Origin of the sequence: Fodinicola feengrottensis (assembly GCF_039530045.1) — a bacterium.
Classification (GTDB): Bacteria; Actinomycetota; Actinomycetes; order Mycobacteriales; family HKI-0501; genus Fodinicola; species Fodinicola feengrottensis.
This window is the reverse complement of the sequence record NZ_BAAANY010000029.1, coordinates 31,587-47,469: the sequence shown is the minus strand read 5'-3', so window position 1 is coordinate 47,469 and position 15,883 is coordinate 31,587. Positions and strand designations below refer to the sequence as shown.

Annotated in this window: 15 protein-coding genes; 11 read left to right on the top strand and 4 right to left on the bottom strand. The window is 68.7% G+C overall.

The features are described 5' to 3' along the window. Positions 1 to 14: 14 nt before the first annotated feature. Both ABD301_RS30575 and ABD301_RS30570 read left to right on the top strand, forming a co-directional pair. The gene (locus ABD301_RS30575; RefSeq protein WP_344313754.1) at positions 15 to 944 is read left to right on the top strand and encodes a glutathione S-transferase family protein; all 930 of its coding nucleotides are present in this window, start codon (positions 15 to 17) and stop codon (positions 942 to 944) included. Next, the gene (locus tag ABD301_RS30570) at positions 944 to 2,404 is read left to right on the top strand and encodes a carboxylesterase/lipase family protein (protein ID WP_344313752.1); all 1,461 of its coding nucleotides are present in this window, start codon (positions 944 to 946) and stop codon (positions 2,402 to 2,404) included. The genes ABD301_RS30575 and ABD301_RS30570 overlap by 1 nt, the downstream gene beginning before the upstream one ends. A gap of 54 nt (positions 2,405 to 2,458) precedes the next feature. On the opposite strand, the gene ABD301_RS30565 is transcribed toward ABD301_RS30570, so the two are convergent. Together ABD301_RS30565 and ABD301_RS30560 are read right to left on the bottom strand one after the other, a co-directional pair. Beyond that, the gene (locus ABD301_RS30565) at positions 2,459 to 2,947 is read right to left on the bottom strand and encodes an NUDIX hydrolase (RefSeq protein ID WP_344313751.1); all 489 of its coding nucleotides are present in this window, start codon (positions 2,945 to 2,947) and stop codon (positions 2,459 to 2,461) included. Positions 2,948 to 2,973: 26 nt separating this feature from the next. Continuing rightward, positions 2,974 to 3,441, bottom strand: a complete 468-nt coding sequence (locus tag ABD301_RS30560; RefSeq protein WP_344313750.1) for a MarR family winged helix-turn-helix transcriptional regulator — start codon at positions 3,439 to 3,441, stop codon at positions 2,974 to 2,976. Positions 3,442 to 3,515: 74 nt separating this feature from the next. Between ABD301_RS30560 and ABD301_RS30555 the strand changes: the two genes are divergently transcribed. Further along, positions 3,516 to 3,890 (top strand): cupin domain-containing protein, encoded by a 375-nt coding sequence (locus tag ABD301_RS30555; RefSeq protein ID WP_163567909.1) that lies wholly within the window; start codon positions 3,516 to 3,518, stop codon positions 3,888 to 3,890. A gap of 15 nt (positions 3,891 to 3,905) precedes the next feature. On the opposite strand, the gene ABD301_RS30550 is transcribed toward ABD301_RS30555, so the two are convergent. Both ABD301_RS30550 and ABD301_RS30545 read right to left on the bottom strand, forming a co-directional pair. Then, positions 3,906 to 5,171: a hypothetical protein gene (locus ABD301_RS30550; RefSeq protein ID WP_344313749.1), complete on the bottom strand. Its 1,266-nt coding sequence runs from the start codon at positions 5,169 to 5,171 to the stop codon at positions 3,906 to 3,908. 112 nt (positions 5,172 to 5,283) lie between these two features. Continuing rightward, positions 5,284 to 7,062 (bottom strand): DEDD exonuclease domain-containing protein, encoded by a 1,779-nt coding sequence (locus ABD301_RS30545; protein ID WP_344313748.1) that lies wholly within the window; start codon positions 7,060 to 7,062, stop codon positions 5,284 to 5,286. A gap of 81 nt (positions 7,063 to 7,143) precedes the next feature. Here ABD301_RS30545 and ABD301_RS30540 point away from each other — a divergent pair, with 81 nt between their 5' ends. The 8 genes from ABD301_RS30540 to ABD301_RS30505 all read left to right on the top strand — a co-directional run bounded on the left by ABD301_RS30540 (position 7,144) and on the right by ABD301_RS30505 (position 15,709). Continuing rightward, positions 7,144 to 7,389: a hypothetical protein gene (locus ABD301_RS30540; RefSeq protein WP_163567906.1), complete on the top strand. Its 246-nt coding sequence runs from the start codon at positions 7,144 to 7,146 to the stop codon at positions 7,387 to 7,389. Then, positions 7,386 to 8,702: an NYN domain-containing protein gene (locus ABD301_RS30535; RefSeq protein WP_344313747.1), complete on the top strand. Its 1,317-nt coding sequence runs from the start codon at positions 7,386 to 7,388 to the stop codon at positions 8,700 to 8,702. The genes ABD301_RS30540 and ABD301_RS30535 overlap by 4 nt, the downstream gene beginning before the upstream one ends. A gap of 302 nt (positions 8,703 to 9,004) precedes the next feature. Beyond that, the gene (locus ABD301_RS30530; protein ID WP_344313746.1) at positions 9,005 to 9,277 is read left to right on the top strand and encodes a hypothetical protein; all 273 of its coding nucleotides are present in this window, start codon (positions 9,005 to 9,007) and stop codon (positions 9,275 to 9,277) included. 287 nt (positions 9,278 to 9,564) lie between these two features. Beyond that, positions 9,565 to 10,536, top strand: coding sequence for a coiled-coil domain-containing protein (locus ABD301_RS30525; protein ID WP_344313745.1), 972 nt, complete (start codon positions 9,565 to 9,567; stop codon positions 10,534 to 10,536). 389 nt (positions 10,537 to 10,925) lie between these two features. Then, positions 10,926 to 11,927 (top strand): C40 family peptidase, encoded by a 1,002-nt coding sequence (locus ABD301_RS30520; RefSeq protein ID WP_163572904.1) that lies wholly within the window; start codon positions 10,926 to 10,928, stop codon positions 11,925 to 11,927. Between the two features lie 47 nt (positions 11,928 to 11,974). After that, a complete protein-coding gene (locus ABD301_RS30515) occupies positions 11,975 to 13,264 on the top strand; it encodes a hypothetical protein (RefSeq protein WP_344313744.1) in 1,290 nt (429 codons plus the stop codon). Between the two features lie 64 nt (positions 13,265 to 13,328). Further along, complete coding sequence (locus tag ABD301_RS30510; RefSeq protein ID WP_344313743.1) at positions 13,329 to 14,618, top strand: M48 family metalloprotease; 1,290 nt, start codon at positions 13,329 to 13,331, stop codon at positions 14,616 to 14,618. Next, positions 14,615 to 15,709, top strand: coding sequence for a glycosyltransferase family 4 protein (locus ABD301_RS30505; protein WP_344313742.1), 1,095 nt, complete (start codon positions 14,615 to 14,617; stop codon positions 15,707 to 15,709). The genes ABD301_RS30510 and ABD301_RS30505 overlap by 4 nt, the downstream gene beginning before the upstream one ends. Positions 15,710 to 15,883: the final 174 nt, after the last annotated feature.

Below are 15,883 nucleotides of genomic sequence, written 5' to 3'. Positions count from 1 at the left end.
GGAGGCTGGTGGGCATGGCGCAGTTTGTGGCGGAGACCTCCAAGGCCGGCGCGTTCGTCCGGCAGCCCAACCACTTCACCGACCGGGTGACGGCGGACGGTTCGTCCGGTTATCCGGTCGAGTCCGGCTGTTACCGGCTTTTCGTCAGCCTGGCGTGCCCGTGGGCGCATCGGGCGATCATCGTGCGGCGGCTGCTCGGCCTCGACGAGCACATCTCGCTGGGCATCGTCGACCCGATCCGGGACGAGAAGGGCTGGCGGTTCACCCTCGACGAGGGCGGTCGCGATCCGGTGACTGGCGCGGCCTACCTTTCCGAGCTCTACTTGGCATCCGACCCGTCGTTCAGTGGCCGCTGGACCGTACCCACCTTCTACGACACCAAAACTCAGCGGATCGTCACCAACGACTACCCGCAGATCACGCTTGACTTCTCGACTCAGTGGCGGTCGCTGCACAAATCCGGCGCGCCGGACCTTTACCCGGCAACGCTGCGGGCCGACATCGACGCGGTCAACGCCGACGTGTACGCGGACGTCAACAACGGTGTTTACCGGTGCGGGTTCGCGGACAGCCAACAGGCGTACGAAGAGGCGTACGAACGACTTTTCCACCGCCTGGACGTGCCGTCCGAGCGGCTTTCTCATCAGCGCTATCTGGTGGGCGACCAGCTCACCGAGGCCGACATCCGGTTTTTCACCACACTTGTACGCTTCGACGCAGTCTACCACGGCCATTTCAAGGCCAATCGGCAAAAACTCGCGGAGTTTCCGGTTTTGTGGGCGTACGCGAGAGATTTGTTCCAGACACCGGGCGTCGGGGAGACAGTCGATTTCGACCAGATCAAACGGCACTACTACGCGACGCACCTGAATATCAACCCGACCGGGATCGTGCCGGTTGGCCCCGACGTATCCGGTTGGCAGACTCCTCATGGACGTGTCTGATGGATCGACTCGTACGCATCGACAGGGGAACCGTCCGCGGCGATGAGGTGGACGGTGTCGTCGCCTTCAAAAGCATCCCGTACGCGGCAGCGCCGGTCGGGGCCGGTCGTTTCGCGCTCCCGCAGCCGCCGACCTGGTCAGGGGAGTGGGACGCTCGACAGTCAGGGCCCACCGCGCCGCAAGCCAGTGGGAGACTGCCGGGCCTGAACTTGACCAGCCTGCTCGATGTGGGCTGGGTAGCCGGGCCGGACTACCTCAGTGCGAGCGTGTGGACGCCGGGTGGCGGTGGGTTGCCGGTGCTGGTTTTCGTCCACGGCGGCGCTTTCGTCGGCGGTTCTGGCACGGCTTCGGGATATGGCGGAACGGCGTTCGCACGTGACGGTGTGGTGCTGGTCAGTATCAACTATCGACTCGGCGTGCCCGGCTTCGCGGCGATTCCGGGTGCACCGAACAATCGCGGACTCTACGACCAGATAGCCGCTTTGCAATGGGTACGGGAGAACATCGCGGCTTTCGGTGGCGATCCCGACAATGTCACGATTTTCGGCGAGTCGGCCGGCGGGATCTCGGTGGCGACCCTGGTGGCAGGTGCTCCGGAAGGGCTGTTTCGGCGAGCCATCTGCGAAAGCGGCGGCGGATCGCATGCACTGACTGAGCCGCAGGCTGCCGCGGTCACCGCGGCTTTGGTCGGACATTTGGGCGTACCAGCGGAAGATTTCGCCGAAGTGTCCGATGTGGACCTGGTGGCGGCGGTGGCCTGGTTGGGCACTCAACGGCTGGACCTGCGGGTGGACGGCGTCGCCGATCCGTTGATGGGCCTCGCGAAGTTCGGGCCGGTGATCGACGGGGACCTGCTGGACGGCCAGCCGGTTGGTGCTCTCGCGCCGGGCGTCGAGGTGATGGTGGGTAACAACGCCGACGAGATAAACCTCTATGCCGTCGCGCTGCCCGCGCCGCCGCTGGACGCGGACGCGCTGCGGCTTGCGGTTTCCCGGCTGCACCCCGATCCGGACGCCGTGGTCGAGGCGTACCGATCGGCAGGGCGAGGCGGCACGCTGGCCGAGCTGCTGGCCGCGATCGGCACCGACTACGTGTTCGGCATCCCGGCCCTGCGGATGGCCGACGCGCACGCCGCGCAGCCGGCCGGCACCTGGCGATACGAGTTCACCTGGCGGTCACCGGCGTACGAGGGCCGGCTCGGCGCCTGCCATGGGCTGGAGCTGCCATTCGTGTTCGACACCGTCAGCACTGTCGACCACGGCTCGTTGGGCGTCCCGGACAACGACGAAACCCGTGCGCTGGCAACGGAAATCCACGCCGCCTGGGTGGCTTTCGCGCTTACCGGAGACCCCGGCTGGCCGCGGTACACCCCGGCCGACCCTGTCGTGCGGCGCCTCGGTCCGGACCCGGGCACCGCGGTCGACGGCCCCGAACGCTCCCTCTGGTCCGGCATCCGCTAACCCAGCGAATGTGACGGCACGGTTCGCAAAATCGAGCCGTTACATTCGATGGGGCTACGACGTGATGCCGTAGTGGCCCAGGAGGTTGGCGGTGGGGCGGCTCAGCGGCGGGAGCTGGCCGATCCGATACCAGCCGGCCTCGATCACCTCGACCGGGTCCGGATCGACCTGGACGCTGCTGGACACCGTCGCGGTGAAGACGCAGTCGACCTGCTGGGTGCGCGGGTTCACCATCGCCGACGGCACCGCCTGGGTGAGCTGGTCGGGGCGCAGCCTCACGCCGGTCTCCTCCCGGAGCTCGCGGGCCGCCGCGTCCACCGGCGTCTCCCGTTTGTTGATCAGCCCGCCGGGCAGCGACCAGCCGCGGTTCGGCGGCTGCCGGAGCATCAGCAACCGGTCGTTTTCGTCCCGGAGCAACACCACCGAGCCGACCGTGTAGTTCGGGGTCACCGCCCGAACCAGGTGTTTCTTCATTTTCTTCGGCAGCTTGCCGAAAAGTGTGTACGCGTGGTGTTTGACTCGCTGCATCAGGCTTCCCGGCACCCGTCCAGGTTATTCCGCCGGCCGGATCACCAGACAGGGCGCAGGGGCGGAACCGCGTCGCCGGCCAGCTCACGGACCAGCCTGGCCAACTCGACCCGGAGAACGGCCAGGTCCGCGTCGCCGCCGGCCAGTTGCGCCTCCAGGCGATGCAGCACCTCGCCGGCGACGGCCAGGTGTTCGCGCGCCGTGTCGGTCAGTACGACCAAGCGGCGTCGGCCGCCTTCGGGATGCGGCTGCCGGCGTACGTAACCGCGGCTCTCCAGGTCGTCGACGATCTGCCCGGCGGCCTGCTTGGTCACCCCGAGCTGCTCGGCAAGCTCGGTCGAGGTCGACCCGTTTGTCTTCAACGCCTGGAAAACCATGCCGTGGACGGGCCGCAGGTCCGGATATCCGGCGGCAGCTGTACGGCTGACAAACTCCTGCAGCACGACCTGGAAAGCCAGCCCGAGCAGGATCGTCAGCTCGGTGTGCGCCAACGGGTCATCTGTTCTCACCCGGCCATCTTGACACAGTCGAGTCAAGCGACTTTAATTCGATTCGAGTAAAGACACTTTACATAGGAGATTCGATGCGCGTGATCAGCGAGACCGAGGATCGTACGGTCACCACCCCGAACGCCGTGATGGCATCCCTGGCCGGCCCGAGCCAGGGCAGCGCGGCCCTGTCGACCTGGTCCGTACGGATGGCCGCGGGTGCCAGTGGGCCGGTGCACATCATCGACCGGGAGCAGGTGTGGATGCTGCTGTCGGGCGCGCTCGCCTTCACCGCGGACGGCGAAACCGGCACCGCGACAGCCGGGCAGGCGGTGGTCGTACCAGCCGGCGTGACCCGGCAGATCCGGGCCGGCGACACCCCGGCCGAGGCGCTGGTGTGCATGCCGGTCGGCGGCCAGGTCACCGTGCCGGGCGACGATTCGTGGCGCCCGTTGCCCTGGGGGCAATGAGGGAAATCCCGTTGGCTAGCCGAAAATCTTCCGGGTGGGGGACGGCCACGCGGTCTCGGCGGTGGCCGTCACCCGGACCCGGCCGCGGGTGTGTTCGGCGATCGCGGTCGCCGTCGCTTCGGTACGGGATGACAGGCACGGCACCAGCAGGTCCGCGCCGGCTATTTCCCGGAGCTCACGCAGGATTTTCCGCTGTTCCAAGGGAAGCGCTCGTACGTCCGCATCGGTCAGGCTGACGGTGAGCTTCAGGCACCGGAACGGCCAGCGAGTCAACGGCCCAGCTGGGCAGACGCCGAGCTGGGCGGCCTGCACGTACCCCCACGGCACCAACACGGTCGATATCGACGCGCCGACACCGATGTCCAGGCCGTACTGGCTGATGCCGGCGAGCCGCGGCATCAGACCGATGGCGTATCGAGGCGCCAGGAAGCCGAGCAGTACAGCCAGGGCCAGCAACGGCCCGGGCAAGGCCAGGTAGGTGAGCGTCCAGAGCGGCACCGCGCCGGTCCTGGCCGAGGTGTCTCCGAGCAGCACGGCCAGGAAGGTGGCCGCCAAAGCCAGCCACACGGCCATCACCCGGAGCCGCAGGGCCAGCGGGGCGATGACCGGCATCACGGCGCCGGCCTTGAACAGCACGGCCAACGGTGGCCCGGTGGTGCCGGCGGGCAAGGCGGTGACCAATCCGAGCCGACCGCCGGTGAACTGGTGCAGCGCCTGGTCAATCTGCTTCGGCCCCGCCGGTTTCATCCGCACCGAGACGTACGTGCCGCCCTCATCGGCGCCGACGCTGACGATCGGGCCACGCCGTGGCGGGGTGCTCTCCAGTCCTGCGATGCGAAAACAGACCACGTGCCGGGTGGGTTTGCGGCGGCGACCCAACCAGGCCTCGGTCACCGTGTCCCAGCCGAAAACTCGCGGCCGCTGGCCGGGCAGTCGCACCCAAAGGCCGGCTTCGGACATCCGCAGCGCGGTCGGCGCCAGCAGTACCGGGGCCGTACGGACCAGCAACAGCACCAAAAACGCCAGTGTCACGGCCGGTCCGACGGCGGTGGCCAGCACGTACGGCAGCGGCCAGCGCTGACTCGCGGTGGTGGCGAAAGGGCCCAAACACCACAACCCGTACAAGACAAGCAGGACCGGCCCGAGCAGGAAACCGATCGGCTGGTGACGCAGGGTGTACGTGTTCGTGGTGTCCTCTTTTCCGCGCTGGCCGGCTGATCCTAGTGGTCTGTCTTTGATTTGGCACGGCGGTTCCGGCGCCCAGAAGCCGGCTGGGCACACCGGTGAACCGCCCCCATACGACCAGGTATGAGGGCGATCCCCCGGCGCACCCAGACCGACTTCTGGATCACCGGACCCGCCATCCAAATCAAATACAGACCACTAGCCAGCGTTAAGCGGACGCGCGGGCGGGGCGGTGTAGCGGGCGCAGGCCGCGGCGATCGGCGAAGGGATCGGCGCTGTCGCTGGCGGAGTCGACTCGGTCCAGCAGGCCGCGCCAGCGCTCGGCGGCGTGGCTGGGCATCGCCCAGGTGCCGTCGATCGCCACCACCTTGACATCGGAAAGCAGTAACCAGGCCAAAATTCGCTCGGTCTCCTCGCCCGACGCGGACGGCGTCGGGCCGATGCCGGGCAGCACTGTCTCCGCGGTGGCGCGCAGCATGTCGACCACCGGCCAGGGCGGCGCCCCGCGGCCGGCCACCCCGGCGGCGGCCAGCCGGCCGTGTCGTACCAGCGAGATTTCCCAGCCACCGTTGCCATCCGGGCGGGCCGCCACCAGCTCCGGCACCGCCGTGATGGCCCGCAGCCGTTGGGTCCGCAGAACGGCCCTCAGGAAGGCGGCCAGCCGGTCGCGGGCCGCGGCGGCGTCCTCGTACCGAAGGGCACCGCGCAGCGTTTCGATGCGTTTTAGTAGCCGGTGCACGATAATCCCGGGATCGTCGAGCACCGCCTGCCGGAAGATGTCCGCGTGAAATGCGTACGCCTCCACGGACTCGCGGTGCTCACAGGGCGCTCCGCAGCGGCCGATTTCGGCCAGTGCGCAGGCCGACGACGGCTTGCGGACGGACAGTTTTTTCGTACATTGCCGCAACGGGACGGCATCGTGGATGGCCGTCATGGCCGACTCGACCTGTCGGCGGGACGAGAACGGGCCGAGGCAGTCGGTGTCTCGCGGACTGCGCACAATGGACAGTCGCGGATACGCCTCATCGGTCAGAACCAGCCAAAAAGTGCGCTCGGGATATTTCGACCGGCGATTGTAGGGTGGCTTGTGGGCCGCGATGATCCGCAGCTCGCGCACCTCGGCTTCCAGCGAATGCGCACATTCCAACGCTTCCACGCGGTCGGCGGCCGCGATCATCTCGGCCATCCGGCTGCGTTGCTCGCTGGACACGAAATACTGCCGGACGCGGGCCCGCATGTGTTTGCTCGTACCAACATAGAGCGCGCGGTCGTTCGCGTCGCGGAACACATAAACCCCGGGGCCGTCCGGCACCCCGTCGGCCAGGTGCCGTTTTCGTCGCTGTGCCTCGGAAACCTGCTGGGTGAAGGTCTGCAGCTCGTCGAGCGTCTGGACGCCGACGTTGCCGATCCGCTCCAGCAGCCCGTGCAACACGTCGACGGTCGCCTGCGCGTCGGCCAACGCGCGGTGGCACGGCTCCACTTTGGTACGGAAAAACCGGGAAAGTGTGGAGAGTTTGCAGTTCGGCGTCTCGTCCCTGGTCAGCACCCGGCGGGCCAGCACGGCCGTGTCGACCTTGCGAAAACCCGGCCAGCGGATGCCGTGTGCGGCGCAGGCGGCCTGCAGGAAGCCGAGGTCGAACGGTGCGTTGTGGGCCACCAGCACGCTGCCGGCGGCGAACTCCAGGAACGCCGGCAGCACCGTGTCGATGGTCGGCGCGGGCACCACCATCGCGTTGGTGATCCCGGTCAGCACGGTGATGAAGGGCGGAATCTCGTATCCAGGGTTGACCAGTGTCTGGAACTCGCCCAGCACCTCGCCGCCGCGGACTTTCACCGCGCCGATCTCGGTGATCTGACTGTCCACAGGGGACCCACCGGTGGTTTCCAGGTCGACGACCACAAAAGTGATGTCCCGCAGCGGCTCGCCGAGCGAGTCGAAGGTGTCCTGGACATATCGCGGTGCGGAACCGGCGCCAGGACGAGACATACCCAGACCGTAGGAGTCGGGTCCGACAAAACCGGTGGACCGACACGCGACAATCCGTAGCCGGATGCGACACTCGCTGGCATGTCGATGCCCACCGAGCACACCCGCTGGCGCTGCGGTCAGTGCGGAAACCTGACCCGATTCGACGTCACCAGGACGGTGCGGAGCAGGGAATACGTGCATGTCGACCTGGCCGGCGAGGGGTCCGTGCAAGAGCGCGAGGTGCTCGCCGAGACGGTCGAGCGAGTGGTCTGCCGGTGGTGCCAGGGAACGGACACGGTCGTCGTGGTGCCGCGTCCGGATGCCGAAGAGGCACCGTCTCAGTGACCGACCGGGCGCCCGTCGTCCTCCCGGAGGAGATCCGCCGCCGGGTCGTGTCGTACGCGTCGGACGCCCTCGGCCACCTGCCGCTCGACCAGATTCCCGGCCCGTTGCGGGCGATCGCCCGGTTCACCCCGAGCCGGCGGGTCCGGCATGCGGCCGCCGAGATTGTGTCGCTGCTGGCCACCGATGACGACTTCCGTGAGCGGATCGGTGAACTGATCGCGCAGGCCTCCGGCGAGCTGGGCAAGGCCGTGTCGGCCGGCGCCGTTCCGGCCGCGGCGGACCCGGTGGAAGTCGCCGCGCTGACCTACCTCGTACGCCCGGAGGGCTGGCACGACCAGCTGGAGGCGTTGCTCGCGGACGTGAGAGGGCGCCAGGGCGAGGTCGCGCACGCCGGCCAGGCCGACGAGGTGAGTCGGCTCCGCGAACAGCTGGAGACGGCCCGTACGCAGCATCGCGCCGAGGTCGAGAAGCTCCGCGAGCAGGCCAGGTCGGCTCGCAAGGAGGCCGAGGAGGCGCAGTCCCGGATCCGGGAGCTGACCCGGGCAGCTCGGGCCGCGCAGACCGAGGCGGACAAGGCGAACGCGGCCGCTTCCACCGAGCGCGGCCGGCTGGCCGCCGCCCGCAGCGAGGGGGACGCGGAGGTGCGCCGGCTGCGGGCCCGGGTGGCCGAGGTGGAGGACGCGCTCCGGTCCGCCCGGCAGGCCACTCGGGAGGAGCGGTCCGTCGACGAGGCACGTCTCTGGCTGCTGTTGGAGACCATCAACCAAGCCTCCCGTGGCCTGCAGCGCGAGCTCGCCATCAACCGCCCCGACACGATGCCGGCCGACGCGGTCGCCAGCGAACAGCAGCTGGCCAGCGGCGGCGCGGTGGGGGAGCCGGCCGTCCGTGGCCTCAACGCCGACGATCCCGCCTGGCTGGACCAGCTGCTGGCGCTGCCGACCGCGCACCTGATCGTGGACGGCTACAACGTCACCAAGACCGGCTTCGCGCAGCTCTCGCTGGAACGCCAGCGCGGCCGGCTGATTTCCGCGATGGGCGTGCTGGCGGCCCGTACCGGCGCGGAGACCACCATCGTCTTCGACGGCAACGGCGTGGCCGCTCCCACCGGTCCGCTGCCACGCCGCGTACGAGTCCTGTTCAGCCCCGCCGGCGTCACCGCCGACGAGGTGATCCGCCGACTGGCCCGAGCCGAACCCGCTGGCCGCCCAGTGATCGTCGTGTCGTCTGACCGCGAAGTCGCCGAGGGCGTACGCCGCGCCGGTGGGTACGTGGTGACGTCCGCGCTGCTCGTACGGCGAATGTCCCGCTCCTGAACAGTGTTGACGCAATCGGAATCCGATTGCGTCAACGGTGTTCAGGAGGCGGTTGGCCGAATGTGGCGGGACCTTCGCGAGGGTGACGCTCTGAGGTGACAATGTCGGCCCTGTTGCCAGTGGGGCTGGTGTGACGCCCGTCAATCAGCGTGACGATGGGGCGTACGAGAGAGAGCGGCCGGAATTGTCGTACCCCACCCCTAGCGTGGGTGTTGTCAAGGAACGACGCCAGTGCGGAGGGTGACATGCTGATCGACTGCGACACGTGCGTGGGCCGGGGGCGCAGCTGCGGAGAGTGCGTCGTGAGCATTCTGCTGGAGCAGGCGCCGATGGCTGGTCCGGGCCTGGCCCGGCGTCCGAGTGGGTTCCGCTCCGCCGAGCAGCGGCTGGACCCGGCGGCGATCGTCGAGGCGCCGGCCGGCGGGTTCGACGGGCAGATGCGGTTGGCGATCTCGGTGCTGTTGGATGCCGGCCTAGTTGCCGAAACAGTGGCTGAAAGAGAGCCGGCGCCGGTCGCGTACGAGGTGGCCCCGGTGACCCTGTTCGGCATCGAGTCGGACCGCCGGGCGAGCTGAAACGGAATTGTCATCTGCGTCACGCATGCTGTTCGGACAGTAAAAAGCCGCCCGATTTTGCCCGTTAAACCAGGGCAATAAGGGTTCGCGAGTCAGCCGGAACAGGCATTTCGGCGCACCCCTCGCCAGGTTGGCACCTGGGTTTCGTAACATTGGCGGTCGCGACACCGAAAACCCCAACGAGAAGTGTCCAATCGGGGGATCCGGCGACACGATCGAGGAGTGAGATCGCGACGGTGAGAATTCCACCGAAGAGCGTGCGTCGACCCCTTCTGACGCGATCACTGATGGTTCTGTTGGCCACGCTGGCCCTGCTGGCGAGTCTCCTCTCGCCGCTCCCGGCCGCCGCCGACCCGTCCGATGACTCCGGCGAGGCGAGTACGGCCGGACTGCAGGCCAAGCTCGACGAGGCTGGCCGGGCGTACAACGCGGCAGCCAAAGCCCTGCAGACCGCGCAGGCCCAGCAGACCGCCGGCGCCGCGCAGATCAAGACGTTGCAGGCGCAGCTCGCCACTCTCACCAAGCAGCTCGACACGATCGCCGTGAACCTTTATGTCAACGGCCGCACCGGCGGCCTCGGCGCGGTGATGAACAGTGGTTCCCCGGAGGCTTACCTCGCGCAGGCCTCCATCCTGAACCGGCTGTCGTATCAGAACGACACCGCGATCGACCGCTTCCTGAGCACCAAGGCCGCGCTGACCCGCCAGCAGAGCGCGCTCAACCAGGCCATCGCGGCCCAGCAGGCCCAGCTGGCGATCATGGCCAAGCGCAAGACCGACGCGGTGAACGCGCTGGTCGCGGCCGGTGGTGGCGCGGCCGTTGACGGGCTCTCGGCGACCGGCCTGCCGCGCGCGGCTCGGTCTGGCCCACGCGGTGACGGCTGCAGCGAGAAGGACCCGACCAACCCCAGCGGCTGCCTGACGCCGGCCGGGCTGCACATGTATCAGGAAGTGCGGGCCGCCGGCTTCAGCCACTACGCGCACTGCTTCCGGCAGGCGTCCTTCGGTGAGCATCCCAAGGGCCGGGCCTGCGACTTCGCGGCCGCGGTGAGCGACTTCGGTGGGGAAGCGACCGGTGCCGAGAAGGACTACGGCAACCGGCTCGCGGCCTGGGCGATCGCCAACGCCGGCCCGCTCGACGTGCTCTACGTCATCTGGTTCAAGCGGATTTGGATGCCCAGCACCGGCTGGCGCTCGTACAGCGGCGACGGTACGCCCAGCGGCGACCACCGCAACCACGTCCACATCTCCGTCAACTGACGTTCCGAGGCGCTGTCCGTCCACCGCATCACTCCGTGGTGGGTCGAGTTCTTCGCATGCCTTCGCCGCCGTACCAAAGGAACCCGGAGCGGCCCGAGGTGGTTCGCCGAGATCGATTTCACCGATGCGGCCGCGGCTGGTCCGGGAGTTCGACGGTTGGGCGCCGGAGCTCACCGCGCTGATCACCGACAGCGACACCGTTCCGCTCATTCGCCCCCTCTTCGCGCAGCCTCGTCACCGCCTTGATCAACGACGCGCCGACTCGGTCATCCGCGGCCCTTTTGGTTCCGGCCAGTGGGAAAGGGCCGTGTCGGCTTTGCCGCGGTTGGCCGGTTCGGGCATACTTTCAGGCGCCTTCCCCAAGAGGTGAAGAAGGAGCAACGGCGCTCATGAGTCCTCTGCGGTCCAAGGAAAAACTGTGCTTTAAGGAAAGCAGGCACGGAGCCGGTGTGCTGGCCTTCCTGGTCGGTGCGGCTGTCGTGCTGGCGGCCGCCCCGGTCCGCGCCGATCCGGCGCCCACCCTCCGGCAGGTCGAGCTGGCCATCGGGACCTTGCAGGCCCAGATGCAGACCGCCACTGAGCAGTACAACCAGGCCCGCGACGCGATGACCGCGGCGCAGAACTCCCGCCTGCGACTGACCCGGTCGATGGCCGCGCTGCAGCCGCGGCTGGCCGTCGAGACCGAGCGGGTCGGCCAGTTCGCCGCCACCGTCTACCGTGGCGCCGGGGTGGGGACCATGACGACGCTGTTGACCAGCGGTTCGCCGGACGAACTGCTGGCGGAGTTGGCCACCTTGCAGGTGCTGAACCGGCAGCGCCGGGCCGGCCTGAACCAGCTGCTGGCCGTACGCCGGACCCTGACCGCACAACAGGCCGCACTGCTGGCGGCGGTCAGCGCGCAGAATCGGGGCATGCACGCGATGGCCACGCAGCAGCAGGCGATCCAGACGGACCTGGCCCGCTGGCAGCACCTGCGCGACACGTACTACCCGGATGCCGGTCGGACCGCCGACATCTACCCGGAGGTGTACGACGGGCCAGCCACCGGCGCCGCTCGGATCGCGCTCACCTACGCGTATGCGCATATGGGAAGCCCGTATCAGTGGGCCGCGGACGGACCGGACAGCTTCGACTGCTCGGGGCTGACGCTGGCGTCCTGGCGGGCCGCGGGCGTCTCGATGCCGCACTCCGCCAGCGGGCAGTACAACGCATTCCCGCACGTGGCGCTGTCCGACCTGCGACCGGGTGACCTGGTCTACTACCCGCATCACATCGCGATCTACGCCGGCGACGGGTATGTCGTGCACGCACCGCAGGCTGGCGATGTCGTACGCCGCGTACCCATGGCGAGAGCCGGTGGCGGCGTGATCGGGGCGGTGCGCCCGTCCTGACGACTTCCCCGAAGGTGCCCTGGCGGCCACCGCGCTGGCTGCTCCAAGTGGCTTCAGTGGTGATCGCGGTCCAGCTCGCGCTTGGCATCGGATTCCTGGTCGCCCGGCTGAGCGCGCCGGTCGACGAGTCGTCCGCGAGCGTCGAGCCGTCGTATTCGGCGCAGGCGTACGCACAGATGCAGGGCATCCTGACCAGCCGCGGCGTCGCCCTGACAAGGCGCAGCAAGGCCGCGTTCCTGGCCGGCATAGATCCGGCCTCGACCGCCTTCCGGGCCACCCAGGAGCGGCTCTACGACAACCTCGGGAAGCTGCCGTTCAGCACGCTGTCGTACGTGCTGGACTCCAGTCAGCGGCTGCGGTTGCCGGCCGCCGCGGCGGCCCACTACGGGGCGGCGCACACGTACGTCGGGCTGGTCCAGTTCACGTCCGCGCTGACCGGCTTCGATCTGGTGCCCAGCGTCGAGGTGCAGTATCTGACCTTCGTGCAGCGCGGCACGCGGTGGTATCTGGCGGCCGATTCGGACCTGGACAGCACCGACCAGCGGACCACTCGTGGCCTGTGGGATCTCGCGCCGATCGACACGCTGACCTCGGAAAATGTGGCCGTGGTCTACGCGCCGGACCAGCGGGCGTTGGCCGCTCAATGCCTGGCCGCCGCGCAGCGGGCGGTCCGTCGAGTAGCCGCCGTCTGGTCGACTGGATGGACGCATGAGGTGGTGATCATCGTCCCGGAGCCGTCGATGGTCGCCCAGCTGACCAGCTCTGGTTCTGACCTGACCCAGATCGCCGCGATGACCACCGCGGAGACGACCGGCGCGGGCGGCCCGCCGACCGGCACCCGGGTGGTCATCAACCCGCCAGCTTTTCGGACGCTGAGCCGATTCGGCGCGGACGTACTGCTGACCCACGAGATCACCCACGTGGCGGCTCGGCGGACCACCAGCCAGTCGACCCCGCTGTGGCTGGCCGAGGGGTTCGCGGACTATGTCGGCTATCTGTCGACTGGGCTGTCCGCCCGGTCGGTGGCCCGCGAGCTGGCCGCTGATCTCGCTGCCGGGCGTCCCCTTGGCGACTTGCCGCTGCAGTCGGATTTCGACGGCAGCAACCCGCGGCTGGCCAGCACGTACCAGAAAGCGTGGCTGGCGTGCCGGCTGATCGCGGCCCGCGCCGGCCAAGCCGGACTGATCCGCTTCTACCGGATGGTGAGCGAGGCCGGCACCGACCCGGACACCGCGACCGCCACCGGGCTACGCGAGGTGCTCGGCATGACCACGCCGCAGTTCGTCGCCGCTTGGCAGTCGTACGTACGAGCGCAACTGACCCCACCGCGAACCTGACGTTTTCCCCCTCGTCACCGGCGAAAACGTCGAGTCCGGGGAAGGGCAGAATGGGGAGATGGCGATGTCGGTGGGGCTTGCGGCACTGGTGCTGGTGGCGTTGGTCGTGGTGATGGCGGTTTACAGCGCGCGGACGGTGCCGTGGCGGGCCGTGCCGGTGCCGGCCGGCGGCCGGTCGAAGCCGGATCCGGACCTCGACTTCACGGCCGAGGAGCGCGCGTTGTCAGGCCGCTATGTGTCGGCGATGAAGCCACTAGGCTACGTGAGCACCGCTCTTGGGCTGGCCGTGCCGATCGTGCTCGGGTTCACGCCGCTGGGCGGCTGGCTGATTCGGACGGTGGCCGATCCGTTCGGAGGCAGCCTGCTGGCCCGGCTGGTGGTCGCCGTGCCGCTGTTGACGTTGCTCATCGACCTCATCGTGATGCCCATCGGCGTACGACGGGAGATCCTGCGGCGCAGCTTCGGGCTGTCCCGGCGATCGTGGGGATTGTGGCTGTCCGACACCGTGAAGGGTTGGCTGCTCAGCATCGTGCTGGGGGAGTTGGCGTTGCTCGCCCTCTACGCCCTGATCTGGTCGCTGCCGCAGTGGTGGTGGGTGCCGGCCGGTGCGGGCGCGGCGCTGCTGCTCGCGCTGATGGCCTTCCTGCAACCCTTCGTGTTCGAGCCGCTGTTCATGCGGTTCAAGCCGCTGCAGGAGGGCCCGCTGCGGGACCGGCTGTTCGAGCTGGCGGCGCTGGACGAGGTGCCGGTGCGTACGGTCCTGGTGGCTGATGCGTCCAGGCGTACGACCGGCGTCAACGCCTATGTGTCGGGCTTTGGCGCAAGCCGCCGGATCGTTCTTTTCGACACGCTGCTGGACGATCCGGCGGCGCAGGTGCAGGCCGAGTTGGTGGTGGCGCACGAGCTCGGCCACGCGGCGAACCGGGACGTGCGTCGGGGAGTGTTGCTCGGCGTCGCCGGCGCGGCGGTGGCGGCTTGCGCGCTCTTCCTCGCGCTGCACGTGCGGTGGCTGCTGGGGATCGCTGGGGTGAGCACGGTCGCCGATCCGGCCGCGGTGGCGCTGATGCTGGCGCTGGCCGCGGTAGGTGGGGTGGTCATGCTGCCGTTTGAGACGGTCAGTTCCCGGCGGGTGGAGGCGCGGGCCGACGAGCACGCGCTGGAGCGTACCGGCGATCCGGTGAATTTCGTTGCCATGCAACGGTCTTTGGCGGTGAGGAACCTCGCCAGCCTGAGTCCGAGCCGGTGGGACGTGCTGCTTTTCGGCACTCACCCGAGCATTCCGGAGCGGATCGCGCATGCCCGCGACTGGGCCCGCCGGCACGACGTGCCGCCACCGCCCGGCCTGGCCTCGTGACGACCCTGCTCGTCACGAACGACTTTCCGCCCCAGGTAGGGGGAATCCAGACGTTCGTCCACGCGCTGGCCCGCCGGCAACCGCCCGGATCGCTGGTGGTGCTGGCGCCGCGACAGGACGGCGACCGGGATTTTGATGCCGCGCAACCCTTTCCGGTGATCCGGCGGCGATCCGTCGCGCTGCCGACAGCTGCGTTGACGCGCGACGTGATCGCTGTGGCCGGCCGGTACGAATGTGACACTGTCTGGTTTGGCGCGGCCCTTCCTTTGGCACTTATGGCACCAAAACTGCGGGCCGCAGGGATCACCTGGATCGTCGCGCAAACGCACGGCCATGAGGCCGCGTGGTCGCCGGTCGCGCGGCCGTTGTTGAAACGGATCGCGGCTGCCTGCGACGCCGTGACCTTTCTCGGCGATTTCACCTTCGGCGCCTTGGAAACAGCGATGGCGGGCAGTCGGCTCGTACGGCTGCCGCCCGGTGTTGACCCTGAGGTTTTCCAGCCGTCGGTTTCCGGGAAGTCGGTGCGGGAACTGTACGGGCTCGGGGACCGGCCGGTGATTGTCTGCGTGTCGAGACTGGTGCGGCGCAAGGGACAGGACGTGCTGATCAAGGCGTTGCCGCTCATCCGTCGCGAGGTGCCGGACGTGGCATTGCTGCTGGTTTCCGGCGGGGCCGACGAGCGGCGACTGCGACGGCTCGCCGATCGCGATGTCTTTTTCGCTGGCGCTGTCGAGGATGCGGCGCTGCCGGAGTATTTCGCCGCCGGTGACGTTTTCGCGATGCCATGCCGTACGCGCCTTGGCGGGCTCAACGTCGAAGGGCTCGGCATCGTCTATTTGGAGGCCTCCGCGTGCGGCCTCCCAGTCGTGGCCGGCCGGTCCGGCGGAGCGCCGGAAGCCGTCCAGGACGGGATCACCGGCTACGTGGTCGACGGCCGGTCGGTGGCCTCGGTCGCCGAGAAGGTGACCGCCCTGCTCACCGACCGTACGCTCGCCGCCGACCTGGGCGCGGCAGGCCGCGCGTGGGTGGAAGCCGAGTGGCGCTGGGACACCCTCGCCGCCCGGATGACCACCTTGCTCCACGGCGACTGAGCGCGCTTATCTCGCGCGCGCGTTTGCTTACGTAATGAAACCCGCCACCCACCCCCCACCCTTCTGAAAGGGCGGGGGCTCAAAATTTCACGTCGGTACGACAGTTTCGCGCCGCACCCTAGGTAGACCTGCACAATCGGAATCCGATTGTGCAGCAGCGGGAAGAGCCGCGCG